The organism is Halovalidus salilacus (assembly GCF_031852275.1).
Taxonomy (GTDB): Archaea; Halobacteriota; Halobacteria; order Halobacteriales; family Natrialbaceae; genus Halovalidus; species Halovalidus salilacus.
This window is the reverse complement of record NZ_CP134700.1, coordinates 2,202,546-2,225,186: the sequence shown is the minus strand read 5'-3', so window position 1 is coordinate 2,225,186 and position 22,641 is coordinate 2,202,546. Positions and strand designations below refer to the sequence as shown.

General features: G+C 66.8%; 25 protein-coding genes and 1 tRNA gene. 12 read left to right on the top strand and 14 right to left on the bottom strand.

From position 1 onward, the window contains the following. The first annotated feature begins 3 nt into the window (after positions 1 to 3). The gene (locus RJT68_RS11110) at positions 4 to 1,290 is read left to right on the top strand and encodes an ABC transporter ATP-binding protein (protein ID WP_407040360.1); all 1,287 of its coding nucleotides are present in this window, start codon (positions 4 to 6) and stop codon (positions 1,288 to 1,290) included. Between the two features lie 161 nt (positions 1,291 to 1,451). Next, on the top strand, positions 1,452 to 1,907 hold the full coding sequence (locus tag RJT68_RS11105; protein ID WP_407036624.1) for a disulfide bond formation protein B: 456 nt from the start codon (positions 1,452 to 1,454) through the stop codon (positions 1,905 to 1,907). Positions 1,908 to 2,106: 199 nt separating this feature from the next. Here the strand turns inward: RJT68_RS11105 and RJT68_RS11100 are convergent. The 3 genes from RJT68_RS11100 to RJT68_RS11090 all read right to left on the bottom strand — a co-directional run bounded on the left by RJT68_RS11100 (position 2,107) and on the right by RJT68_RS11090 (position 3,227). Further along, positions 2,107 to 2,181: transfer RNA gene (locus RJT68_RS11100), tRNA-Met, on the bottom strand. A gap of 91 nt (positions 2,182 to 2,272) precedes the next feature. Continuing rightward, on the bottom strand, positions 2,273 to 2,725 hold the full coding sequence (locus RJT68_RS11095; protein WP_407036623.1) for a GtrA family protein: 453 nt from the start codon (positions 2,723 to 2,725) through the stop codon (positions 2,273 to 2,275). Positions 2,726 to 2,960: 235 nt separating this feature from the next. Further along, entirely contained in the window at positions 2,961 to 3,227 is a 267-nt protein-coding gene (locus RJT68_RS11090; RefSeq protein WP_407036622.1) for an HAH_0734 family protein, read from the bottom strand. A 227-nt stretch (positions 3,228 to 3,454) separates the two neighbouring features. Between RJT68_RS11090 and RJT68_RS11085 the strand changes: the two genes are divergently transcribed. Genes RJT68_RS11085 through RJT68_RS11065 form a run of 5 tightly spaced genes read left to right on the top strand, consistent with a single transcriptional unit; the run spans position 3,455 to position 5,708 of the window. Further along, positions 3,455 to 3,739 (top strand): 50S ribosomal protein L44e, encoded by a 285-nt coding sequence (locus RJT68_RS11085; protein WP_407036621.1) that lies wholly within the window; start codon positions 3,455 to 3,457, stop codon positions 3,737 to 3,739. A gap of 5 nt (positions 3,740 to 3,744) precedes the next feature. Next, positions 3,745 to 3,918: a 30S ribosomal protein S27e gene (locus tag RJT68_RS11080; protein ID WP_407036620.1), complete on the top strand. Its 174-nt coding sequence runs from the start codon at positions 3,745 to 3,747 to the stop codon at positions 3,916 to 3,918. Beyond that, positions 3,915 to 4,715: a translation initiation factor IF-2 subunit alpha gene (locus RJT68_RS11075; RefSeq protein ID WP_407036619.1), complete on the top strand. Its 801-nt coding sequence runs from the start codon at positions 3,915 to 3,917 to the stop codon at positions 4,713 to 4,715. The genes RJT68_RS11080 and RJT68_RS11075 overlap by 4 nt, the downstream gene beginning before the upstream one ends. Positions 4,716 to 4,754: 39 nt before the next feature. Further along, positions 4,755 to 4,934 (top strand): RNA-protein complex protein Nop10, encoded by a 180-nt coding sequence (locus RJT68_RS11070; protein WP_407036618.1) that lies wholly within the window; start codon positions 4,755 to 4,757, stop codon positions 4,932 to 4,934. A gap of 6 nt (positions 4,935 to 4,940) precedes the next feature. Next, positions 4,941 to 5,708, top strand: coding sequence for a proteasome assembly chaperone family protein (locus RJT68_RS11065; RefSeq protein WP_407036617.1), 768 nt, complete (start codon positions 4,941 to 4,943; stop codon positions 5,706 to 5,708). 160 nt (positions 5,709 to 5,868) lie between these two features. Here the strand turns inward: RJT68_RS11065 and RJT68_RS11060 are convergent, their stop codons facing one another. Together RJT68_RS11060 and RJT68_RS11055 are read right to left on the bottom strand one after the other, a co-directional pair. Then, positions 5,869 to 7,047, bottom strand: a complete 1,179-nt coding sequence (locus RJT68_RS11060) for a redox-regulated ATPase YchF (protein ID WP_407036616.1) — start codon at positions 7,045 to 7,047, stop codon at positions 5,869 to 5,871. A 282-nt stretch (positions 7,048 to 7,329) separates the two neighbouring features. Continuing rightward, on the bottom strand, positions 7,330 to 8,061 hold the full coding sequence (locus RJT68_RS11055) for a GNAT family N-acetyltransferase (RefSeq protein WP_407036615.1): 732 nt from the start codon (positions 8,059 to 8,061) through the stop codon (positions 7,330 to 7,332). 191 nt (positions 8,062 to 8,252) lie between these two features. Here RJT68_RS11055 and RJT68_RS11050 point away from each other — a divergent pair, with 191 nt between their 5' ends. Continuing rightward, complete coding sequence (locus tag RJT68_RS11050; RefSeq protein WP_407036614.1) at positions 8,253 to 8,711, top strand: hypothetical protein; 459 nt, start codon at positions 8,253 to 8,255, stop codon at positions 8,709 to 8,711. An 84-nt stretch (positions 8,712 to 8,795) separates the two neighbouring features. On the opposite strand, the gene RJT68_RS11045 is transcribed toward RJT68_RS11050, so the two are convergent. The 4 genes from RJT68_RS11045 to RJT68_RS11030 form a co-directional block, all read right to left on the bottom strand. Then, positions 8,796 to 9,365, bottom strand: coding sequence for a DUF7344 domain-containing protein (locus RJT68_RS11045; RefSeq protein ID WP_407036613.1), 570 nt, complete (start codon positions 9,363 to 9,365; stop codon positions 8,796 to 8,798). 613 nt (positions 9,366 to 9,978) lie between these two features. Beyond that, a complete protein-coding gene (locus tag RJT68_RS11040) occupies positions 9,979 to 10,638 on the bottom strand; it encodes a helix-turn-helix domain-containing protein (RefSeq protein ID WP_407036612.1) in 660 nt (219 codons plus the stop codon). Between the two features lie 389 nt (positions 10,639 to 11,027). Then, on the bottom strand, positions 11,028 to 11,771 hold the full coding sequence (locus RJT68_RS11035) for a competence/damage-inducible protein A (RefSeq protein WP_407036611.1): 744 nt from the start codon (positions 11,769 to 11,771) through the stop codon (positions 11,028 to 11,030). An 84-nt stretch (positions 11,772 to 11,855) separates the two neighbouring features. Further along, positions 11,856 to 13,151, bottom strand: a complete 1,296-nt coding sequence (locus RJT68_RS11030) for a hypothetical protein (protein WP_407036610.1) — start codon at positions 13,149 to 13,151, stop codon at positions 11,856 to 11,858. A 335-nt stretch (positions 13,152 to 13,486) separates the two neighbouring features. Here RJT68_RS11030 and RJT68_RS11025 point away from each other — a divergent pair, with 335 nt between their 5' ends. From RJT68_RS11025 to RJT68_RS11015, 3 genes are all read left to right on the top strand, one after another. Next, complete coding sequence (locus tag RJT68_RS11025; RefSeq protein WP_407036609.1) at positions 13,487 to 13,954, top strand: response regulator; 468 nt, start codon at positions 13,487 to 13,489, stop codon at positions 13,952 to 13,954. A gap of 73 nt (positions 13,955 to 14,027) precedes the next feature. After that, complete coding sequence (locus RJT68_RS11020) at positions 14,028 to 15,551, top strand: replication factor C large subunit (protein ID WP_407036608.1); 1,524 nt, start codon at positions 14,028 to 14,030, stop codon at positions 15,549 to 15,551. A gap of 113 nt (positions 15,552 to 15,664) precedes the next feature. Next, positions 15,665 to 15,886 carry a hypothetical protein gene (locus RJT68_RS11015; protein ID WP_407036607.1) on the top strand — a complete coding sequence of 74 codons (222 nt, stop codon included), beginning with the start codon at positions 15,665 to 15,667 and terminating at the stop codon, positions 15,884 to 15,886. A 160-nt stretch (positions 15,887 to 16,046) separates the two neighbouring features. On the opposite strand, the gene bioD is transcribed toward RJT68_RS11015, so the two are convergent. The 4 genes from bioD to bioB form a co-directional block, all read right to left on the bottom strand. Continuing rightward, positions 16,047 to 16,691: a dethiobiotin synthase gene (gene bioD, locus RJT68_RS11010; RefSeq protein ID WP_407040359.1), complete on the bottom strand. Its 645-nt coding sequence runs from the start codon at positions 16,689 to 16,691 to the stop codon at positions 16,047 to 16,049. 116 nt (positions 16,692 to 16,807) lie between these two features. Continuing rightward, positions 16,808 to 18,025, bottom strand: a complete 1,218-nt coding sequence (locus RJT68_RS11005; protein ID WP_407040358.1) for an aminotransferase class I/II-fold pyridoxal phosphate-dependent enzyme — start codon at positions 18,023 to 18,025, stop codon at positions 16,808 to 16,810. A gap of 159 nt (positions 18,026 to 18,184) precedes the next feature. Beyond that, positions 18,185 to 19,237 (bottom strand): transcriptional regulator, encoded by a 1,053-nt coding sequence (locus RJT68_RS11000; protein ID WP_407036606.1) that lies wholly within the window; start codon positions 19,235 to 19,237, stop codon positions 18,185 to 18,187. Between the two features lie 27 nt (positions 19,238 to 19,264). Then, positions 19,265 to 20,377: a biotin synthase BioB gene (gene bioB, locus RJT68_RS10995; protein ID WP_407036605.1), complete on the bottom strand. Its 1,113-nt coding sequence runs from the start codon at positions 20,375 to 20,377 to the stop codon at positions 19,265 to 19,267. A 227-nt stretch (positions 20,378 to 20,604) separates the two neighbouring features. On the opposite strand from bioB, the gene RJT68_RS10990 reads away from it, so the two are divergent. After that, complete coding sequence (locus RJT68_RS10990) at positions 20,605 to 21,492, top strand: haloalkane dehalogenase (RefSeq protein WP_407036604.1); 888 nt, start codon at positions 20,605 to 20,607, stop codon at positions 21,490 to 21,492. A 123-nt stretch (positions 21,493 to 21,615) separates the two neighbouring features. On the opposite strand, the gene RJT68_RS10985 is transcribed toward RJT68_RS10990, so the two are convergent. After that, positions 21,616 to 22,566, bottom strand: a complete 951-nt coding sequence (locus RJT68_RS10985; RefSeq protein WP_407036603.1) for a hypothetical protein — start codon at positions 22,564 to 22,566, stop codon at positions 21,616 to 21,618. Positions 22,567 to 22,641: the final 75 nt, after the last annotated feature.

Below are 22,641 nucleotides of genomic sequence, written 5' to 3'. Positions count from 1 at the left end.
GACGTGACCGACGGACGGTCAACCCCGCTGCTTCGCGCCGAGGGACTCGAAAAGGAGTACTCGACGGCCGACGGACTCCTCGATCGGCTGTTGCATCGGGCCGAACGGGTTCGCGCGGTCGCCGACGTCGACCTCGAGATCTACGAGGGCGAGACGCTCGGACTCGTCGGCGAGAGCGGCTGCGGGAAGACCACGCTCGGCCGGTTGCTCGTTCACCTGGTGGAGCCAACGGCCGGATCGGTCACCTACCGCGACGACGACCTGACCGCGCTCTCGGACAGCGCGCTCCGGGCGCGACGCACGGAGCTACAGTACGTCTTCCAGAATCCCCTCGCGAGCCTGAACCCGCGGCTGACCGTCGGCGATATCGTCGGCGAGGCGCTCGAGATTCACGACGTCGCGGACTCGAGAACCGATCGCGACCGGCGGGTTCGAGAACTGCTCGAGGCCGTCGGCCTCGAGGCGGCACACGCGAACCGCTACCCGAGCGAACTCTCCGGCGGCCAGCGACAGCGGGTCGCCATCGCGCGATCGCTCGCGGTCGAACCCTCGGTCCTCGTCTGCGACGAACCCGTCTCGGCGCTCGACCCCTCGGTGCAGGCCGAGATCCTCGCCCTGCTCGCCGACCTTCAGGAGGCGTTCGACCTCACCCTGCTGTTCATCTCCCACGACCTCTCAGTCGTCGAGCACGTCGCCGATCGGATCGCGGTGATGTACCTCGGCGAACTCGTCGAGGTCGGCCCGACCGAGGCGGTGTTCGCGGACCCCTCACACCCCTACACCGAGGCGCTGGTCTCCGCGATTCCCGAACCCGACCCGCTCTGGGAGGGCGACCGCATCGTCCTCGAGGGAACCGTCCCCTCTCCGACCGACCCGCCCGCCGGCTGTCCGTTCCACACGCGCTGTCACCGGGTGATCCCGCCCGACTCGTTCGACCTCGATCCCCGCGACTTTCGCGGCGTGCTCCGGCTTCGGAAGCGACTCGAGGAAGCTGACTCGAGGCCGGGCCGGGACGACGTCGACGACCCGGCGTCGATCAGGGCGGCGTTCGAAATCCCCGACCCGCTTCCCGATCCGGACGCCGAAGCGGCGCTCCTCGAGGCGCTCGAAACCCTCGCGGCGGGGGAGGTGGACGCGGCGTCCCGCCTGCTCGCCGACGCCTTCGCCACCCCGTGCGAGCGACGATGTCCGACGCTGCGCTCGGTCGAGGACGAGTACGCCGTGGAGACGGACGGACGAACGCGACACACCATCGCCTGCCACCGATTCGGCCACGACGAGCGCGACTAGCGCGCGTCCCGGTTACTGGCCGATCGCTCTCGGTCGCTCCTTCGAACCCACCTCCTCAGGTCGGGCCCACCTCCGCGGGCCGGTCGGTAGCACGGATGGGTGGCTTTATCCCGTCGCCGCTACAGGTTCGGACTGAACACCCTCCCCGAGGTCGAACCGCAATGTCCACGCACCCGCTCCGCCGCGCGCTGCCCCGTTCGCTCGCCGTCCGTCGCGGTCGCTCCGCGGCGTTCTTCGTCGCCGCATTCGTCGTCGCATCGGTCGCGACCGCCGGCAGCCTCTACTACAGCGAGGTGATGAACCTCCTCCCCTGCGAACTCTGCTGGTACCAGCGAATCGCGATGTACCCGCTCCCCCTGATCCTCGGCTACGCCGCCCTCACCCGTTCGTCGGGCCTCTACCGACTCGTCCTCCCGTTCTCGGTGACCGGGCTGGCCGCCTCGAGTTTCCACTCGTGGCTCCAGCTCAACCCGTCGGCGAACTGTTCGGTCGGCGGCTGTTCGACGGTCCAGTACGAGTTCGCCGGCGTGCTGTCGATCCCGAACCAGGCGGGTATCGCGTTTACGCTCGTCACGCTCGCGATGCTCGGCGTCTGGTGGACGAGCCGGTCCGCGTAGGTGGAACTGCGGGTGGGAGCTTGTACAGATAATTCCCCTTCGCGGTGTTGCTCGCGGCAGAAGTGTAGCGGGAGGGAGATTTGAACTACGCCAACTTCGGTCGCTTCGCTCCCTCGTTGTCTACTTCAAAGCTACTCGTCGACTTTTCGACGCTCACGGTACTCGTCGCTCTGCTCCTCGTATTGTTCGCGTCGAAAAGTAGCGGGAGGTAGATTTGAACTACCGATCTGCGGGTTATGAGCCCGCCGGAATCTCCTGGCTATCCCATCCCGCTACTTCCTCGTAACCGGGTTCGGTAGTTAAGGGTTGTGATTCGGTGAACGGTGTGCGGGGACATACCACCGTCTCTGCTGCGGGTTTTGCCGCTACGGGTGGCGGTGGACGCGCCAGGTGTACAGGCTTTCGCACGCGTAATTGACGAAGAAGCCGACGAGCATGCCGATCGCGTTGGCCAGCAGGTACCAGACGCTCGCGCCGTAGACCAGCGCCCACAGCACCGCCATCGTGACGCAAAAGCCGCCGAAGCGGACGAGGTTCGAGCGGGCGAACCGTCTCCAGAGCGACCGCACCGTCGCTCCGCCGTAGTCGGCGAACGTCCACCGCTCGTTGACGACGAAGACCGCCGCGATGGCCACCTCCCAGGCGACCACCTTCGCGCCCAGGGGCCCGAGGAGCGTGTGCTCGACCAGAAGATAGAGGAGGGCGTTGTCGACCGACGCGCCGACGAGTCCGACGCCGGCGAACTGCCTGAAGCGGGAGCGGGATCTCAGCGCCGCGGCGCGCCTCCGCACCGCCTCGGAGAGTGAATCGCTCGTCATCGGTGGTGGTCCGTGCGTAGCGTCACGTGTCGACGGCTGGGCCGTATGCCTTTCGCACTCCGACGGCGCGAAGCCGCTCGTTCGAGCCCGCTCGAGAGGCGTCCCCCCGGAAGACGAACACGGAACGGCGAGAATCGTTCCGCTGGAGGGGCGACCCGTCCAATCGAACGACGAACGGGGAAACGCAACACGAGTGAAAAGGGGTGAGTCGGAGTTGTGGACGAAGCGCGTCGTTTCAGACCGCGATGTCGCCCTTCGGCCGGACGACCTCGACGTCCTCCGCCTCCGCGTGGTCGACCTCGAGGAAGTGGGGGACGTAGTTGCGCGTCTCGAAGTCCTCGTACTCGGACTCCTCGCCGACGGTACACCACAGCTGGACGCGGTCGGGGCCGTGGTACTCGCCGTTGCGATTGATGCTGAAACAGACCAGTTCCTCCCCCTCGTGCTCGATGATCGCCCCCTTTCGGATCCCGGGGTCGCCGTAGATGATGAGCTTCTTCATGGTTCCCGGTTCGCCCGTTGGGTGAATAAACACTTCGAAGGGCGGTAGCGTTCGATCCGTCCGATTTCGGAAGTATCCGGCGGTTCACAGCCGAACTCGGTCGTTCGCGCGATCTCGGTTCGTGCAACTGCCACCCGTGGTCGACCCGGCGCGCGTGCCCGTTCCCGCCGACGGCGAACCAAACGGGTTTTAACCGGGCCCCACTTAGGCCACTCCAAGAGTTACCCATGCAGATGCCACGCCGGTTCAATACGTACTGTCCGTTCTGTAACGAACACCACCAGCACGAAGTCGAGAAGGTCCGGACGGGCCGCTCGACGGGGATGAAGAAGGTCGCGGATCGACAGCGGCGACGCCAGACCTCCACCATCGGGAACAGCGGCAAGTTCTCGAAGGTGCCGAGCGGGGACAAGCCCACCAAGAAGACCGACCTCAAGTACCGCTGCGGCGAGTGCGGTCGCGCCCACCTCCGCGAGGGATGGCGCGCCGGACGACTCGAGTTCCAGGAGTGATCACCATGGCAGGAAACTTCTACAGCGTCCGCTGCGGTGACTGCGAGAACGAACAGATCGTCTTCGGCAAGGCCTCGAGCGAGGTCGCCTGCGCCGTCTGCGGGACGACGCTCGCCCGCCCCACGGGAGGCAAAGCCGAGATCGAACACGAGATCGTCGAGACCGTCGAGTCACGATGAAATACAGCGGCTGGCCCGACCCCGGCGAACTCGTCGTCGGCAAGATCGACGAGATCGAGGACTTCGGCGTCTTCGTCGATCTCGAGGAGTATCGGGACAAGCGCGGCCTGATCCACATCTCCGAAGTCGCGAGCGGCTGGATCAAGAACGTCCGCGATCACGTCCGCGAAGGCCAGATCGTCGTGTGCAAGGTGCTCGACGTCGACGAGGGCCACGAGCAGATCGACCTCTCGCTGAAGGACGTCAACGACCACCAGCGCTCCGATAAGATCCAGGAGTGGAAAAACGAGCAGAAGGCCGACAACTGGATGGCGCTGGCCTTCGGCGACGAGGTCGACGACGAGGAGTACACCTCGATCGCGAACGAACTGCTCGCGGTCCACGGCAGCCTCTACGACGGCTTCAAGCAGGCCGCGATCCACGGCCGCGAAGCCCTCGAGGACACCGACCTCGACGACGATGAGGTCGACGCCATCGTCGAGACCGCCCGCGAGAACGTCTCGGTACCGTACGTCAACGTCACCGGCTACGTCGACCTCGAGAACCCCTCGCCCACCGGCGTCGACGGCATCCGCGAGGCCCTCTCGGCGGCCGAAGGGAACGGCGAGGTCCCCGAGGAGGTCGACCTCGACGTGACCTACGTCGGTGCGCCGGAGTACCGGATTCAGGTGCAGGCGCCCAATTACAAGACCGCCGAATCCCAGCTCGAGGAGAGCGCGCGGCGGGCGGTCGCCGCCATCGAGGAACACGGCGGGAGCGGCGAGTACCACCGCGAGCGCCGGAGCGACGAGGAGTAGCGCTCCCGATCGACGGCGTTCGAACCGACGTCCGAGTCCATGAAATCCGACATCCGGGTCTGTTCGGCGTGGCGCGACGCGCACGAGCGGCCGGTCTACACCCTCTCGTCGACCTGTCCCGAGTGCGGCGCCGACGCCGAGAACAGCGCCCCCGCGCCCTTCGATCCGGAAGATTCTCACGGCGAGTACCGACGCGCTCTTAAGCGTCGCCTCCGCTGATACGATATGGACGAACTCGAGATCGACGCAGTGGCCGAGGCCGACCTCGACGACCCCGTGTTGATCGAGGGATTACCGGGCGTCGGCCACGTCGGAAAGTTGGCCGCCGACCACGTGCTCGAGGAACTCGAGGCCGAGAGCACGCTCGTTCGTCGCGTCTACTCGCGGGAGTTCCCGCCGCAGGTTACCATCGAGGACGGCGTGGCCGAACTCACCTGCGCGGAACTGCACGCGGTGTCCGTTCCGGACGGTCGCGACCTGCTCGTTCTCACCGGCGATCACCAGGCGCAGACGAACGACGGCCACTACGTGCTGACGAGCGCCTTCCTCGACGTGGCCGAGGAGTTCGGTGCTTCGGAGCTGTACGCCCTCGGGGGCGTCCCCACGGGCGAACTCATCGAGGAGTACGCCGTCCTCGGCGCCGTCAGCGACGAGTCGCTGATCGAACCGCTCGAGGGGGTGGGCGTCGAGTTCCGCGAGAACGAACCCGCCGGCGGCATCGTCGGCGTGAGCGGCCTCTTGCTCGGCCTGGGCGCCCGCCGGGACTTCGAGGCGAGGTGCCTGATGGGCGAGACCAGCGGCTACCTCGTCGACCCCAAGAGCGCCCGGGCCGTGCTCGAGGTGCTCGCCGAGGTCCTCGGCTTCGACCTCGAGTACGAGTCGCTCGACGAGCGCGCCGACGAGATGGAGGAGGTCATCGGCAAGATCCAGGAGATGGAACAGCAACAGCAGATGGACGTACCGACGGACGACGACCTGCGGTACATCGGCTGACGTCACGTTTCCTGGCTCGTGTGCTCCCTGATTTTGTCTAACCGTTTTCGGGGGAGTTGCGAATGTCGGCACCTTCACCGACGAGAGAGCCACCGACCGAAAGCCGGCCAGATCGAAGGCGCGCCGAAAGACGAGTAGCACGCTACTGATTGTGGATCAATCAGTTCGTGCTCACGATCTTGATCACGTCCCCCTCCTCGAGTCGGTACCCGTCGCTCACTTCCCGACTCGTCTTGCCGTTGACGGCGTGGAGGTAGCCCTCGCCGATGTCCGTGTGGACGGCGTAGGCGAGGTCGACGGGCGTCGACCCCTCCGGAAGTAAGAAGGCGTCGGGGAGGACGTTCCCGCTCCCGTCGGACCACTTCGAGGCGTCCTGCACGGGGTAGGCGGTGATGTGATCCAGCAGGTCGTAGACGGCGTAGTCGAGGGCGGCCTGGACGCCCGTGCCGCCCCATCGCTCCATCGTTTCCGCGAGGTCCTCGAGCGCCTCGCGCTGGGCGTCGCTAACGTCGCCGGAGATCTCGGGGGTCTCGTCGCCGGGATCGTAGTCGACGAGGTCGGCTTCGGCGGCCCGGCGGAGCGCGAGTTCGCCCTCGGCGGTGGTCGGGATCACGGGTTTGTCGAGTTCGAGCAGCTTCTCGACGTTCTCCTGCGGGGCGACGTCGATCTTGTTCGCGGCGACGACGATCGGCTTGGTCCGTCGGCGGACGTCTCGGGCGAGTTCCTCGCGGAGGTCGTCGGTCCACTGGATCGGGTCCTCGGGGTAGTCGAGGTCCCGGAGGACGGTCGCGATCTGGGTCGGCGAGGCGCCGAAGCCCGAAAGCATGTCCGCGAGGACGTCGTCGATGTCGAAGTCGGGCGAGCGGGACTTGCGCTCGACGCCCTCCCAGTTTCGTTCGATGATGCCCGCGAGCCAGAGGTCCATCTCCTCTTCGACGAAGTCGATGTCCTCGAGCGGGTCGTGCTCGCCGATCTCGACGGGTTCGCCCTTCGCGTTCGTCCCGCCGGAGGCGTCGATGACGTTGACGATGACGTCCGCGTTCGTCAGTTCGTCGAGGAACTGGTTGCCCAGTCCCTTCCCCTCGTGAGCGCCCGGGACCAGCCCCGCCACGTCGAGCAGTTCGATCGGGACGTAGCGCTTGCCGGCCTCGCAGTTGTCCGCGTTGCAGCGCTCGTCGCGCTCGAGGCAGGGACACACGGTGCGCACGTGGCTCACGCCGCGGTTCGCGTCGATGGTGGTGAACGGGTAGTTGGCGACGTCGACCTCGGCCATGGTCGCCGCGGTGTAGAACGTGGACTTGCCGGCGTTCGGCTTCCCGGCAAGCGCGATCGAGAGCATGGTACCCGGTACCGGCGTCCGGGAAAACTACCTTTCGATTCCTCGAGTCGGCTCCCGGGCGGGTTCGGTGCGATCCAGGTCACGCGCGACGGGGAGACGCCGATCGGCCGCGCGAATCGGTGACGAGAAGTTCTAAATCAGGTCGCGCTCGTGTGCGTCCGGACGGATTCCCCTTCTCGGTAGCTCGTCCGTACCGGACGGAAATCTGCGAGTGGGAAGGAGGCGACGGTGGTACGCGACCGAGGGAGGAGACGACGGCGTTCGATCGGGATTCGCGTTCGATCAGAGGTCGATCGCCATCATCACCTCGTCGACGTAGTCGCCGTTCATCTTGTAGTGGTCCTCGCGGACGGCCTCGGTCTCCCAGTCGTGGGCCTCGAGGAACGCGATGGCCTCCTCGTTCGTCGACGGGACGCTCTGGTAGACCCTCTCGTAGCCGTTCGAAGCGGCCCACTCGAGGCCGCGCGAGAGCAGGTGGGAGCCGATGCCGTAGCCGCGGTACTCCTCTACGACCCCGACGGTGAGTTCGGCGGTGTGGCTCAGCTTGTCGAGTTCAGGCGCGTTGAGGTGGACCCAGCCGACGACCTCGGCGCCGACGGTGGCGACGAAGAACATCCGCGACTCGACCTCGTTGTGGCGCAACAGCGCCTCCTCGTGGTCGACGGCGTCGGCGACGGTCTCGGCTTCGATGTAGGTTCGCTCCTCGGCCACCTGCCGAATCGCGCCGACGATGCCCGAGAGGTCCTCCTGTCGGGCGGGTCGGATGCGGAACTCGAGGTCCGACGTGACGTACTCCTCTTCCGCCCCGGCGTCGATCGTCACCCGGAGCTTTCCGTCGTCCACCTCGAGGCGGTCGTCGCGCTTGAGGATCGCGACGTGGTGGCGAAAGCCGCTGGGATCGATGCCGAGCCCCGCTCGGACCGACTCCGGGTCGACCGCACCGTGGCGTTCGACGTACTCGTAGATGCGTCGCCGATCGTCGTGACCGAACTCGAGCGCTTCGCTGAGTGGCATGGTATGTGATACCCATCCACGATACTTAACCCTTGGCCGGCCCACGACAGTTCCGGGATTTAATGGGTCCACACGTGCACCCCGACCGATTAGCGAGCCGCGTCGTTCGATTCGACCGCACGAGCCGGGCCCACCGTCGACCGGGACGGCACGCGACCGTCGGCATCGAGTCGGGCTCGGGTCAGTCGACCATGATCGGAACGGACGTCGTCGTCGCCGGATGTGTGCTCTCGCTCGCGGTACTCGTCGGTCTGCTCGGACACGAGGCGGCCCACGTGGCCGTCCTTCGGTTCGCTGGAATCGACTACGAAATCGCGTACTTCCCGGGTCGGCGCCGGCGATCAGACGTCGTCGGTGCACTCGCGAGCGTCCCGTGGGCGATGGTCGAGCCTCGAGTCACGGGTCGTGAGTCACCGACAGTCCTCCGGCTGGCGGCGCTCGCACCGATGTTCCTCGGCCTTCCGATCGTGGTACTGGGCCTCGTCGGGGCCGTCCCGACGGATCGACCGATCATGACGGCGGCGATGATCGGCTGGCTCGGCTGTACGATCCCCAGTCCCCGTGACTTTTCGGTGGTCTTCTACGCCCACCGTGCGCTCGAGGAACCGACGGACGAGAACGCGGCGGTTCGGGTATCCCGCGCCGATTGACGGTCGTCGCACCGCCGTTCGTCGTCCGCGCCGCTGCCCTCGGTGGCACATCGTCCGGACTCAGCCCTCGCCGACGGCGTCCGCTCAGAGTCCGCGATCCAGGACGTGTCCGATCGTCACGGCCGTGAACGCCGCGAGGACGAGCGACGCCGTAACTGACCCCGAGAGGGGGGTCACCTCGATCGCCGAGGCGCCGACGAACGCCCCGGAGGCGACGACCACTCCGGCGTACCGCCGCGGCCACGGGTCGGACCGTTCGTCACCGACCGAGTCCTCGAGGTAGCGATCGAGTTCGGCCGCCCGCGGTCGCCGCTCGACGATTCCGCGGTCTTTGTCGTAGGCGACGATTCCGCGATTGTCGAGTTTCGGGAGGTGGGATTGGTACAGGGAGATGTAGACGCGCTGGCGCTGTCCGGAGCTGAGACCGTCGACGGTCGTCCCGTGTTCCCAGGCGGCGACCTGTTCGGCGAGGTCGCGCAACTCGACGGGACCGTCGGCCTCCCGGAGGTAGCGCAGGACGTCGCGTCGTCGCCTCGTTTGCAAAATGTGGAAGACTTCGTCGCGCGACAGGGGTTTCGGGTCCACCGTCGTCGACGGTGACGACTCGGCGCGGTCGCGTTCGTCGGCGGACGAGACGGTGTCACCGAGACCCATTGGTTTTGCATCTAGTGGCAACGGTCAATATATAAAACTGTGCGACGCTCCGAATCGTTCGATCGGGACGGTGCGGGGTCGAGCGAAGAAATGGTCGCTTTCGGACGACGGTTCGACTCCCTCGAATCGACGACGGAATGGCCGAATTCGGAGGGGGAGCCGTCGTCGGGAACGTTCTCGGGACGATCGCACGAGGGACGACGTGCGGCGTCCACCGTGGACGGCCCGTCGCGTCTTTGTCCGACCGTCGAGCGGCCACACAGCCACGGGTAGCCGCCCAACGCCGATCGAGCATGAGTGAACCAGGACGCACGGGGTCGGTGCGTCCCGGCGCTGACGGTTCGTGCTGACCGTCTCCCACCGGCACTCACAGGGATGTTCAGTCGTCGATACATCGGCGCGCACGCCGACATCGATAGTATCGTTCTATCCAGTAATAAGTCTACCTGATGGCGTAAAATCGACTAACTTGGGGATAACAGTGTACGATTGTGGCAATAAAATCCCAAGTAGTGTTATATTCCGATCAAACGTCGGTCGAGAGTCGTCGACGGCTCCGTGTTACCTCCCACTCGAGTCGCGCAGTCGGTGTCGACGCGTCGTCAGCGGTCGTTCACGGATCGATCCGCATCGGTCCCATCCGGTTCGACAGTTCCGCGCTGACGAGCGCGGCGTGGCACCGACGGAGGCGCTCGGACAGCGCCTGGTGGGAGACGTCGAGTTCCGCCGCCAGTTCCTTGAGAGTCACCTTCCGCGGAACGTCGAAGTAGCCCAGTTCGTGGGCCTTGAGGATCGTCTCGTACTGCGTCTCGGTCAGCCTCGTCGAGCCGCCCGAGAGGTCGTCGTTCGCCGTCACGCGCGTCACCTCGACGTCGAACTCGTACCGTGCGAACCGTTCGTGACACCTCGAGACGCCCTCGTGGTCGTGAAAGAGCAGGGTCGTCGACCACCGTCCGGACTCGCCGTGCGCCTCGAGGATCGCTCCGTCGGTCTCCGCGACGATCTGCTGGAACAGTTTGACGTCGTCGTCGAACGAGAGCCGGAACAGCCACTGGCCGTCGGTGCCGTCCGTGAGGCTCGCGATGACGTCGACGGACGGATCGGTCTCGAACGTCTCGTGGAGGGTCTCCCGATCCGGTCCCGTCGCCCAGACGAGCGGCGGTGCGTCGCCGATCATCCCCCCGATCCGGAACTCGAACGTCGGGACGCGATCGAACGTGTGCGCGAATCCGAGCCGATCTGCTGGAACGTCGAGTTCGACGAGTGTCGCCATCACCGGCACCCACCACAAATACGTATAGACGGCTTGCGTTACCGGTATCCTTTCCCGCTGCCATGTGCTCGTGACTGTCCGCTCCCGTGATCCGTTCTTCGCGCGTACGATCCGGTTGCGTTCGCTACGGTATCCGTACACGCCCCCGGCGCCGCCACCGATCGCTCGATCGGTCCGCGATCCCGTCTCGACGGAACCCACGGAAACGTGATTCATCGCCGCTCGCGCCGACCGCCCGAATCGGTAGGAACGGATTGACCCATCACGTTTCGAGAACGAGAATCAGCGAAGCTGTGACTGTCTGCCGATTTTCACTGTCCCCGAGCGGTGATACCGTACCGGTGTTCAGGGTTCGCTCGGCTGGCGCGACGCGGACCACGGCTGGTGGATCACTCCGTCGGCGGTTCGACGGTCTCGATCCGCTCTCGGAGCCACTCGACCGCCTCTTCGACGACCGGTTCGTCGGTCGCCGACACCCGGACGCGGCCGGGGCGGTTCTCGCTCCGGGGATAGCTCCCCACTGCGACGTCGTATCGCTCCGTGACTCCCTCGAGCGCGTCGTGGAGGGCCCCCTCGGGCGCGGGGGTGTAGAGCGTCTTCGCCGTCGAGTCGCCGCGGAACTCGTCGGCGACCCGCGCGAACATCGCCTTCATCTCGTTCGGGATGCCGGCGAAGACGTAGACGTTCTCGACGACGGCGCCCGGCGCCCACCCCTCGTCGACCGAGATCGGCGTCGCTCCCTCGGGGATCGACGACGCAGCGTCGACGTCGAGCCGGAGGTCGTACTCCGAGACGAGTTCGGGGTTCTTCTCGCGGAACCGGGCCGCCTTCTCCCGGAGCGCGTCGCGGATCCCTTCGTGGACGACGTACTCGCGCCCGAGGGCGTCGGCGACCGCCTCGAGGGTGACGTCGTCCGGCGTGCCGCCGATACCGCCGGTGACCACGACGGCGTCGAACTCGTCGTGCCAGTCGGCGACCGCGTCGGCGATGAGGTCGCGGTCGTCCGGGATCGTCAGGATCCGGCGGACGATCGCCCCGCGATCGGTGATCTGTGAGGCGAGCCACGATGCGTTCGTATCGGTCGTCTCTCCGGAGAGCAACTCGTCGCCCACGGTGACGATCGCGACGTCCATACGCGCCGTTCGTGATCGGGACAGTTAGCGCCACCGCAAGCGGTGGTCGGGCGAGCGCCCGCGATCGAACCCACCTCCTAGAGCCTATCCCTCCACGGTCACCGTTTCGGACGCCTCGTGGGCGCCCGTATCCACCCGGACGGGGAACTCCTCCGTCTCGCCGGCGGGCTCGCCCGCGCGGAACTCGAGGGTGATCTCGGCGGACTGGCCGGGCTCGAGGGTCAGCATCTCCCTGTCCTCGACGGCGGGGCTGTGCCCGACGACGAGTTCGATGTCGGTCGTCCCCGTCTCGTCACCGACGTTCTCGATGGTGGCGTCGACGACGAGCAGTTCGCCGCCTCCCACGGGGGAGTTCGTCGCCATCGACGCGACCTCGAACGTCGCGGGCGTCGGTTCTCCACCACCCCCGGTGCTGTCCTCCCACTCGGCTTCGAACTCCCGGAGACACCCCTCCGCGTGGGGATTCGAGTGCGTGATTCCGCCGCCGACGTAGTCGTCCTCTTCGGTCGTCAGGCCGGTGATGGCGGTACCGTACTCGCCGTACTCGGAAACGGAGACGACGATTTCGTCCCTCCCGGTCGAGACGCCGCCGTCGTCCGCGAGCTCGAAGACGACCGTTCCCGAAAACGGCGCATCCACGTCGTCGCCGAACGTGATCCCGTCCTCGATGAGCGTATTTCCGAACCCCGCCTCGTCGTAGAATCCGGTGCTCGCGAAGGCCACGTCGCCGTCCTCGAAGCGCCCGCTGACCGCCGCGCGGCTGCAGGATTCGAACGTCGCGCTCGGCTCGCCTCCGCCTCCGTCCGCCTCGACCACGACAGTTCGGCTGACCTCGTGCGCCCCCGTGTCGACCCGGACGGGGAACTCCTCCGTCTCGCCGGCGGGCTCGCCCGCGCGGAACTCGAGGGTGATCTCGGCGGACTGGCCGGGCTCGAGGGTCAGCATCTCCCTGTCCTCGACGGCGGGGCTGTGCCCGACGACGAGTTCGATGTCGGTCGTCCCCGTTTCGTCGCCGACGTTCTCGATGGTGGCGTCGACGACGAGCAGTTCCCCGCCCCCGACGGGGGAGTTCGTCGCCATCGACGCGACCTCGAACGTAGCCGGAACCGTCGATTCGTCTTCGTCCCCCGTTTCGTCGCCGTCTCCGCCCTCGTCGTCCGCGTCGGTTTCGCCGTCGTTCACCTCATCTCCCTCGGTCGCTCCGTCGACGTCGCCCCCGTCGTCGGCCTCACCGTTCGATTCGCTGGTCACTCCACCGTCGCCGTCTGTCCCATTCTCGGTCGTCCCGTTCTCCGCATCCTCGTCGTCCTGTCCCGCGCTCAGACATCCGGCAAATCCGATCCCGATCCCGGTCGCTGCGATGAACCGTCGCCGTTCCATAGTCTTTCGGGCACCGTCGAATCACATCAACCCCTACCTTATCTGTCACGTTTGGTTACTGTCATCGGAACGTATCGGATCGGTTCCCGTCCGTACGCGATGACGCCGGTCGACGGTCGGACGGGGACGACCGAGGCTGCGCATCGCCGGTCGCTCGTTCGGTCCCGCGTTGACGCGCTCGGTGGCTGGACGTGTACTCGGGCGTCGATATTCGTCCGAGGAGAAGACGGAACGCCCACGGGGCCACCGTCCGGGACAGCGACGCGCTTCACTAATCGAAGTGGGACATATCGTAATACCAACCTTCATAGTCCGATCGGTGGTAGGGGAACACAGTGAGTCAGTCGTCCAGAAACGGATCTCGGCCCTCGACCGTCCTCCTCGTCGAGGGGAACCCCGGTGACGCACGCCTCGTCGAGGAGGTGTGTCGCGATATGGCGCTCGAGGATCGACTTCACATCGTGTCGAGCGGATCCGATGCGCTCGATTTCGTCAATCGACGGGGCGAGTACGCCGATGCCCCCCAGACGAACCTCATCATCCTCGACTGGCACCTTCCGAACACGGAGGGCGAGGCAGTCCTGGAGGAGTTAAACGACGATCCCGCCCACACGCACCTTCCGGTTATCGTGGTATCCGGGTTACTCTCCGAACGAGAACTCCGTAGGGTGTACGAGATGGACGCGAACGCCTGCATTACGAAACCGACGGGGCCGGACGAACTCGAGGACGTAATCCGATCGATCGAGACGTTCTGGTTGTCGACCGCCCGACTTCCGGGAACCGACGGGAAGCGGCAGTGAGTACGACCTCGGGTCCATCGACGAGGAGTGACGCTCCGGAACCACTAAACGCGACTCGCACCAAGGGCCGTCAATGAGCGACTGGACCGAGAAGTACCGCCCGACGACGCTGTCGGAGGTGCGCGGAAACAACAAGGCCCGCGACCAGTTGCGCGAGTGGGCCGAAACCTGGGAGGACCACCGGAAGTCGGTCATCCTCCACGGCAGCCCCGGCGTCGGGAAGACCTCGGCCGCCCACGCGCTGGCCACCGACATGGGCTGGCCCGTGATGGAACTCAACGCCAGCGACGACCGCCAGAAGGACGTCATCGAGCGCGTCGCCGGCGAAGCCTCGAAGAGCGGCACCCTGACCGCCGGCGGCTCCGGACGGCGACTCGTGATCCTCGACGAGGCGGACAACTTCCACGGCAACGCCGACTACGGCGGCTCTCGAGCGGTCACGAGCGTCGTCAAGGAGGCGAACCAGCCGATCGTCCTCGTGGCCAACGAGTTCTACGACATGAGCCAGACGCTGCGCAAGGCCTGCGAGACGATCGAGTTCCGCGACGTCTCGAAGCGCTCGATCGTCCCCGTCCTCCGGGACATCTGCCGGCGCGAAGGGATCGAGTTCGACGAGGAGGCCCTCGAGAAGATCGCCGAGTCGACCAGCGGCGACCTCCGGTCTGCGGTCAACGACCTGCAGGCTGTGGCCGAGGACGCCGATCGGCTCACCGTCGACGACGTCGTGACGGGCAACCGCGACCGCACCGAGGGAATCTTCGAGTTCCTCGACGCGCTCATCAAGGAGGAGGACGCCGAGGGCGCCCTGCGGGCCTCCTACGACGTCGACGAGACGCCCGACGAGTTGCTCAACTGGATCGAGGACAACGTCCCGAAGGACTACGCGGGCGCCGAACTGGCCGACGCCTACGAGTACCTCTCGAACGCCGACCGCTGGCTCGGCCGCGTTCGCGCGACCCAGAACTACTCGTTCTGGCGCTACGCTTCGGACAACATGACCGCGGGCGTCGCGGCTTCCCGCCGCGAACCGAAGGGGGGCTGGACGCGCTACGGCCCGCCGAGTTACTGGTCGAAACTCGGCCGCACCCGCGGCTCGCGCGACACGCGCGACTCGATCGCCGAGCGGATCGCCGAGCGGGAGGGGACGAGCGTCGCGACCGCCCGCCGGGAGATCGTACCGTTCCTGGGGGAGATGACCCACCACTGCCGAAACCGCGACCTCACCGTCAGCATGGCCGCCGCCTACGACCTCGACGAGGCGGAGGTCTCGTTCGTCACCGGCAGCGGAAAGGACACGAAGAAGGTCCAGTCCATCGTCGAGGAGGCCGAAAAGCGTCTGGCCGAACAGACCGTCGAACACTCCGGCAACGCCTTCTTCGAGGCCGAGGACTCGAGCGGCGAGGGGGACGAGGGCGACGCGAACGCGACGCTGCCGGCGGCCGACGGTGACGGCTCGGCCGAGGCGGGGTCGGACGCCGATCGATCCGACCCGGACGCCGAAACCGGAGCGGAATCTGACAATTCAACCGACGGCCGATCGGCCGGTTCCGAGCGGGACGACGACGACGGCCAATCGGGCCTCAGCGACTTCGTATGATCCGTTAACCGTCGATCGAATCACGACTTCGGTCGTCACCGGACGATCGTAATACTGTCATACAGTATGAAGATCGACACTATTACGTCGGTGTGTGGTGTCACACCCTCACGGTGAGTTCCCACATGGATCCGCGCCACAACTGCCCGCTCTGTGCCGACACGTACGAAACCGAATCGGATCTGCGGGTGCACCTCGAGGTCGAGCACCGGAAGTCGGAACTGGCGGCGGAACTCGTTTCCCTGTACGAGCGCGAGCGCGATCGCGACCCCGTCGCGGAGGGGCACCTGTCGACGCAGGAACTGGAAGAGGGAACACCGACGCCGTCGGCGTGATCGAATTTTTCGGCGAACGGTACTCGAACGCCCACTACACTCGTTCTACGAAACGGACAGCTGCACACGAGCGGTCACTGGGCTCGATCGGGTACATCCCCTGGTCACTCGTGGTTCGATTGCGCTACGACCGCGAGGCAAACGCCTGATCGAACGGGAACTACGATTCGCCAGGCGGGAGCCGTTCGCGGAAGTCCGTCGAGAGCGCCTCGATCACGCCGTCTACGAGTTCCGCCGGATCCTCGCCCTCGACCGGCGGCACCGTCTCGACCGGCGCGCCGGTCATGCGCTCCATCTCCGGCGGGTTCGTCCGCTCGGCGACCGTCGCGCCCTCGTATCGGTTGCAGACGATCCCGAGCACGTCGACGCCGCGGCGCTCGAGCAGGTCGACGCTCAGCGCGGTGTGGTTCAGCGTACCGAGCCCCGATCGGCTGACCAGGATCGCCCGGTCGACGCAGTCGGCGACGAGGTCGATCACCTCGCGGTCGCCCGCGAGGGGGACGCGCAGGCCCCCGACGCCCTCGAGCAGCGACACCGCCGTCGCGTCGAGTTCTCGCTCGACCGCCCGTCGCAGGGGATCGTACTCGAGGGTCTCGTCCGATCGCTCGGCCGCCACGCGCGGGGCGAGCGCGGGCTCGAGGTACCGGGTGCACGTCGCCGTCCCCCCGTCGCCGCAGGCGTCGGCGACGAACCCGGCGTCGTCGTCCGGCGGAAAACCGGTCTGGGCCGGCTTGACGGCGCGAGCGTCGTGGCACTCCTCCCGGAGAAGGCGGGTCAAGGCAGCCGTGATCACCGTCTTTCCCACGTCCGTGTCGGTGCCGACGACGGCGAGTCTGGTTCGGGTTCGATCGCCCCGTCGATCGTCCTCGTCGTCGCGGTCCGTCTCCGCGAGGTCGTCGCGGTCGGTACTATCGGCGTCGCTCACAGCAGGCCCACCTCCTCGCCGGCCGCCTGGAACGCCTCGAGGCAGGCGATGACGTCGTCGCGGTCGTGGCTCGCCGTCGGCACGACGCGGATCCGACTCGTCCCGTCGGGGACCGTCGGCGGGCGGATCGCCGGCGCGACGACGTCCTGGTCGCGCAGCCCTTCAGCGAGGGCGAGCGCGTCGCGGCGGTCGCCGATCAGCACCGGGAGGATCTGCGAGTCGCCGAGCACGCTGTACCCCATCGTCTCGAGGCCGTCGCGCAGGTGGGCGACGTTCTCCCAGAGCCGTTCGCGCGCACCACCGTGGCGAGCGATGTGCAGCGCTTCGCTGGCCGCGGCGGCCGCCGGCGGTGCGAGCCCCGTCGAGTAGACGAACGAGCGGGCCTCGTTGCAGAGGTACTCGATCAGGTCGTCGCTCCCGGCGACGTAGCCCCCCTGGCTCGCCAGCGCCTTCGAGAGCGTCCCCATCTGTACCTGAATCCGATCCTCGAGCCCTTCGGCCTGGACGACGCCGCCGCCGTTGGCGTACAGGCCGGTGGCGTGGGCCTCGTCGACCATCACCCAGGCGCCGTAGGACTCGGCGACGTCGCAGATCGCCTCGAGCGGCGCGACCGTTCCGTCCATGCTGAACACCGAGTCCGTGACGACGAGCCACGAGTCGTCGACGTCGCCGCCCTCGACACGCCCGTCGGCTCGGGCGGCCATCGCCGACCGCAGGCTGTCGGCGTCGCAGTGGTCGTAGATTTCGACGTCGGCCCCCGAGAGCCGACAACCGTCGATAATGCTCGCGTGGTTCAGTTCGTCCGAGAAGACCACGTCGGGGGAGAGCGCCGCGATCGTCCCCACGTTGGCGGCGTACCCCGAGGCGAAGACGAGCGCGCGGTCGGTCCGTTTGGTCTCGGCGAGCAGTCGTTCCAGATCCTGGTGAACCATCGTGTCGCCGGTCACCAGCCGACTCGCGCCGGCGCCGGTGCCGACGGTCGCGGCGGCCCGCCGCGCGGCGTCTTGCACCCGCTCGTCGGCGGTCAATCCGAGGTAGTTGTTCGAGGCGAAGACGAGCGCCTCTTCGGAGCCGAGAACCGGGAGGTCGCCGTACGCCGGTTCCGCGAAGTACCCCCGTTCTGCGACCCGGTCGACGGGCGAGAGATTCCGTTTGAGATCGTCCGCCTCGAGGGCGCCGAGACGCCCCTCGAGGTCGAACCCGCGGTCTTCCATCCGTGTGAACGGTGTCAGTCCCATGTTTTTACTCTCACGATTCCGCGCCGCGCGCGCGACACCCAGGTAGCGTTCCGTAGACCCCTCAATTACGGCCTCGGCCGTCCGAAACGCCACGCTCGCCGTGTACATCGACATCGTCGAAGCGACGCCGTCGGGCTAGAACCCGGGCATCAACTCGGCGGGGCCGAAGACGCCGTACTCGCCGGCACGGTTGCGCCGGACGGCCGCTTTCAGGTAGCCCAGCGCCGGGCCGTTGACGTTCGCCTCCATGCTCGTCTCGTCGCCGAGTCGGAACGTGTTCGTCGCCGTCCCGCCGTCGAAGGTCCGACCCGTCACGCGGACCGTCGTGGTCGTCGGCTTTTCGTCCGAGCGAACGTCGAGGACGCCGCCGACGGTGACGTCCTCGGCGTCGCAGACGCCCGCGCGCTCGAGGAGGACGTCGTCCGCGTGTTCCATGTCCTCGAACTCGATGACGCCGTCGTGCTCGTCGATGATCGCCTCGATCTCCTCGTCAGAGAGCTCGCGGGCGGTCTCGATGTCGTAGCCGGGGAGGTGGGCGATGTCCTCGCGGACGGTCCCGCGGTTGTCCTCGTAGCCCGATTTGAGGCCGACGCCCCACCATATCTCGACCTCCTCGATCTCGACGAACGACTGGGCGGCCAGGGCCGCCGCACCGGTGAGCAGACCGGGCGTCGCGCCGGCGCCGCAGACGAAGGTGATGGCGGCGTCCTCGAACGCCGTCGCTCGCTCGTCGAGCATGCCGATCACGCGCGAGCGTTTCAGGACGTCGACCAGAACGCCCGAGTAACCGCCCTCCACGAACCGGTCGGCCGTGCGGGGGATGAAGTCGTGTTCGTAGTTCGGCAGCGCGAGCAACACGGCGTCGATCTCGTCGCCGTGGTCGATGATCTCGCAGATCGGGTCGGCGCTGGGCCGGGCCTGCTCGGAGGCGACGACGCCCTTACCCTCGCCGTGTTGCTTGACGCCGGCTGATGCTGTCGCCGTGCCGCCGTCCGCAGCCACCTCGTTGTCGATATTGCCCTCCGTCGACTCGAGCAGCTCCTCGACGTCCAACCCGTCGTCGTCGACGGCGACGCCGCGTCTGTCGCAGGCCGCTACGGGCGTGAGCCACCCCTTGTGGGTACTCACTTCGAGCGCTCGTCGGCCGATTCCACCGGTTCCCAGTACCGCAAACGTCGTCTCGTTCATTCGTGTTTTGGATAGCTGATCGCTAAGCTAGTCGTCGCTCGGTTCTCCGTTCGCGCTTCGAGCGGTTCCGACCGCCGTCTCGGGCATCGGCTCGTCCTTCCCGCGGGCCTTGACCGCTTCGGGGTCGAAGTCGTTCACCGACCGGTTGGGCTCGAGGCCCGCGCGTTCGATGATCTCGATGTCCTCGCCGGGCGACTGCCCCTCGGTCGTGAGGTAGTCGCCGGTCAGCAGGCCGTCGGCCCCCGCCTCGAGGGGCAGGTGCTGTTCCTCCGGCGAGAGGTTGACCTCGCGGCCGCCGGTGAGGCGAACCCTGGCGCGCGGGTGGAGCAGTCGGTACACCGCGATCGTCTTCACGATCTCTTCGGTGGTGATCTGCGCGCCGCGCTTCGCGAGCGGCGTCCCGTCGACCGGGTTGAGGACGTTCACCGGGAGCGAGGAGACCCCGATCTCCTGGAGCGCGATCGCCGCGTCGACGCGGTCGGTCGGCGTCTCGCCCATCCCGAGGATGACGCCCGCACAGAGTGCCATGCCGGCCTCCTTCGCCACCTCGAGGGTCTTCACGCGATCCTCGAAGCTATGACTGCCGACGATCTCCGGGAAGTACCGCGGCGAGGTCTCGACGTTGTGATTGTAGTGGTTGATCCCCTCCTCGGCGAGGATTTCGGCCTCCTCCTCGGTCAGGATGCCCAGCGAGGCGTCGATCTCGAGGTCGCACTCCTCGCGGACGAGGCGGATCGACTCGATGACCTCCGCCCACTCGCCGGGCCGGCCCTCCTTCGAGACGCCGCGCTCGGCGACGACGATCCCGAACCGCTGGGCGCCGTCCCGTTCCGCTCGCTTCGCCGCCTCGAGGATCTTCTCCGGGCCGAGGAAGCCGTAGGTGTCGATGCCGGTGTCGAAGTGGACCGACTGGGCGCAGAAGCCGCAGTCCTCGGCGCAGTTGCCGGCCTTCGCGTTCACGATCGAACACGCGTCGACCGTCCCGTCGCCGAACTCGTCGCGAACGATCGCGCCGGCGGCCGTCAGCGGCTCGACCGGCTGGACCAGCAGCGCGAGGCCGTCCGTCCGATCGAGCGTCTCTCCGGCGAGCACCCGCTCCAGGGCGTCGTCGATCGTCTGGTTGTTCGTCTCGTAAACCACATTTCGAAAGGTGGTTGACGATACTATAACGATTGTGGATTCTCGCGCGAACCGAACGGATCCCGGTTCCCCACGGGTGCGTTCCCCTCCCACCGTCGAACGGAGGCTCTCCGTCCGACGGGTTTCCGCCGCGGGAGCGGCTATCCGACGGCCGTCAGCCGCGAAAACAAATTACGGGTTCCTTTCAGTTCCACAACCTTAGAGTGAGATGGACGATAGCATACCATATGGTCATCAGTATCAGTGAGGAGCGGTTCGAGGACGTCCCGGATTTCGACTACGAGCCGCGGTACGTCGACGTGGGCGAATTGCGCATGGCGTACGTGGAAACCGGTGACGAAGACGCAGAGGAGACGTTCCTCTGCCTCCACGGGGAGCCGACCTGGTCGTTCCTCTACCGGAAGATGATGCCGATTCTCGCCGAACGCGGCCGCGTGGTCGTCCCCGACCTGATCGGCTGCGGTCGATCCGACAGGTACGAAGACCCGGACGCCTACGGCGTCGAGTTGCACTACGACGCGCTTCGAACGTTCGTCGAGGAACTCGATCTGCGGAACGTCACGCTCGTCTGCCAGGACTGGGGTGGCGTCCTCGGACTCCCCCTCGCGGTCCACGAACCCGAGCGGTTCGCTCGGCTCGTCCCGATGAACACCGGCGTGCCGGACGGGACCCAGGAGATGAGCGATCGGTGGCACGAGTTCGCCGAGATGGTGGCGACCGCGGAGGACCTCGACGTCGGCCGACTCGTCCAGAACGGCTGTTACCGCGACCTCCCCCGGGAAGTGGTCGACGCCTACCGCGCACCGTTCCCCGACGAGCGATACATGGCCGCTGCACGAACGTTCCCTGCTCTCGTTCCACAGTCGCCCGACGACCCCGGGGCCGACCTGTTCGCCGAAACCCAGAAGCGCCTCGCGGAGTGGGAGAAACCGGCGTTCGTGCTGTTTTCGAGGGACGATCCGATCACCTCGGCAACTCGCGATCCGCTTCGACACCACATTCCCACCGCGAGGGAGCAACCCGACGTCTGGATCGAAAACGCGGCCCACTTCCTCCAGGAAGACGCCGGGGAAGCGATCGCCGAGCACATCGTCGACTTCGTCGACCGAACCTGAACTGCACGCGAAGAACGTCCGCTCACCCCTCCAGGGGTCTCTCGGCCGACCGCCGACGTGGGGCGGATGAGACCCCACTCGTCGCGGGAGCCCCTCGCCGGTGCCACGACGAACGAGAACGCGTTACTCGAGTTCCCGCGTCGTCACGTCGAACGTCCGGCCGTCGTACGTGAAGGTCCCCTCCTGCCCGGCGCCGAAGATGGGTTTCGACCCGTCGTACTCCTCGAGTCTGACGCGGTCGGCGTCGTGCTCGAGGGCCACCGCGAGGGCATCGCGGCGGTGGTCGTTTCGCAGGACCGTCTCGGTGATCAGGGGGATTCCCTCGTCGCCGTCGACGAACTCGAGTTCGTAGGCGCCGAGAGTGGTCCACTCGTCCTCGGGGTCGCCCCGATCCGTTCTGACGACGAGCGTGTCCCCCTCCCACGCCGTCTCCGCGACGGCGTCGGTCGGCGTCAACGGAACCGGTTCCGCGTCGAGTTCGAAGGGAGCGCAGAGGGCGACGCGCCCCTCGTAGAGGTCGTCTTCGAAGTACCCGCGGTGGCCGAACGCGTACTCGCCGCCGCCGACGCCGCGGAGCGGATCGCGCCCGTCGTCGCCCTCGAGGGAGCGACCGTCTTCGACGGCGTCGTTGTCGACGGCGAGGGTCCACTCGCGTTCGTCACCTCCCTCGAGGCGGTCGTCGGGCGTCGATAGTACGTCCGGCGCGATGCGGTGCCACCGACCGTCGACGCGTTTGTGGACCGACCACTCGTCCGTGCTGTGGACGAACGGGGTCTCCGTTCGGTTCCGGGCCGTGAACGTCACCCGTTCCTCGAGATCGATCGAGTCGGTCGACGGCTCGATGAAGATGGCAACGTCCTCCGGGTCCACGTCGTCGAACGCGACGACGCGGTCGACGCCGTCGTACTCCGGGCAACGATCCGGAACCGTCCCGCGCCGTGGGAAGGAGTAGTCGTCGGGGTCGTCAGCGCGTTCGGACGGTGATTCGCCGGTCGTCTCACGACCCGTGAAACACCCGGCGACCGTGAACACACCCGCCGAAGCGAGGACCTGTCGGCGTGTCGGGCGGTACATACATTCCCGTGCCAGCCAATATGTTAAATACGTTGTTATTTAATACTTCTAACTATTAGGGCAGGAATACTATCG

What these genes read in the sequence shown, in the direction of transcription:
- RJT68_RS11105 (WP_407036624.1), top strand. Translation starts at nt 1,452, where the DNA reads ATGTCCACGCACCCGCTCCGCCGCGCGCTGCCCCGTTCGCTCGCCGTC.
- RJT68_RS11095 (WP_407036623.1), bottom strand. Translation starts at nt 2,725, where the DNA reads ATGACGAGCGATTCACTCTCCGAGGCGGTGCGGAGGCGCGCCGCGGCG.
- RJT68_RS11090 (WP_407036622.1), bottom strand. Translation starts at nt 3,227, where the DNA reads ATGAAGAAGCTCATCATCTACGGCGACCCCGGGATCCGAAAGGGGGCG.
- RJT68_RS11085 (WP_407036621.1), top strand. Translation starts at nt 3,455, where the DNA reads ATGCAGATGCCACGCCGGTTCAATACGTACTGTCCGTTCTGTAACGAA.
- RJT68_RS11080 (WP_407036620.1), top strand. Translation starts at nt 3,745, where the DNA reads ATGGCAGGAAACTTCTACAGCGTCCGCTGCGGTGACTGCGAGAACGAA.
- RJT68_RS11075 (WP_407036619.1), top strand. Translation starts at nt 3,915, where the DNA reads ATGAAATACAGCGGCTGGCCCGACCCCGGCGAACTCGTCGTCGGCAAG.
- RJT68_RS11070 (WP_407036618.1), top strand. Translation starts at nt 4,755, where the DNA reads ATGAAATCCGACATCCGGGTCTGTTCGGCGTGGCGCGACGCGCACGAG.
- RJT68_RS11065 (WP_407036617.1), top strand. Translation starts at nt 4,941, where the DNA reads ATGGACGAACTCGAGATCGACGCAGTGGCCGAGGCCGACCTCGACGAC.
- RJT68_RS11060 (WP_407036616.1), bottom strand. Translation starts at nt 7,047, where the DNA reads ATGCTCTCGATCGCGCTTGCCGGGAAGCCGAACGCCGGCAAGTCCACG.
- RJT68_RS11055 (WP_407036615.1), bottom strand. Translation starts at nt 8,061, where the DNA reads ATGCCACTCAGCGAAGCGCTCGAGTTCGGTCACGACGATCGGCGACGC.
- RJT68_RS11050 (WP_407036614.1), top strand. Translation starts at nt 8,253, where the DNA reads ATGATCGGAACGGACGTCGTCGTCGCCGGATGTGTGCTCTCGCTCGCG.
- RJT68_RS11045 (WP_407036613.1), bottom strand. Translation starts at nt 9,365, where the DNA reads ATGGGTCTCGGTGACACCGTCTCGTCCGCCGACGAACGCGACCGCGCC.
- RJT68_RS11040 (WP_407036612.1), bottom strand. Translation starts at nt 10,638, where the DNA reads ATGGCGACACTCGTCGAACTCGACGTTCCAGCAGATCGGCTCGGATTC.
- RJT68_RS11035 (WP_407036611.1), bottom strand. Translation starts at nt 11,771, where the DNA reads ATGGACGTCGCGATCGTCACCGTGGGCGACGAGTTGCTCTCCGGAGAG.
- RJT68_RS11030 (WP_407036610.1), bottom strand. Translation starts at nt 13,151, where the DNA reads ATGGAACGGCGACGGTTCATCGCAGCGACCGGGATCGGGATCGGATTT.
- RJT68_RS11020 (WP_407036608.1), top strand. Translation starts at nt 14,028, where the DNA reads ATGAGCGACTGGACCGAGAAGTACCGCCCGACGACGCTGTCGGAGGTG.
- RJT68_RS11005 (WP_407040358.1), bottom strand. Translation starts at nt 18,025, where the DNA reads ATGGAAGACCGCGGGTTCGACCTCGAGGGGCGTCTCGGCGCCCTCGAG.
- RJT68_RS11000 (WP_407036606.1), bottom strand. Translation starts at nt 19,237, where the DNA reads ATGAACGAGACGACGTTTGCGGTACTGGGAACCGGTGGAATCGGCCGA.
- RJT68_RS10990 (WP_407036604.1), top strand. Translation starts at nt 20,605, where the DNA reads ATGGTCATCAGTATCAGTGAGGAGCGGTTCGAGGACGTCCCGGATTTC.
- RJT68_RS10985 (WP_407036603.1), bottom strand. Translation starts at nt 22,566, where the DNA reads ATGTACCGCCCGACACGCCGACAGGTCCTCGCTTCGGCGGGTGTGTTC.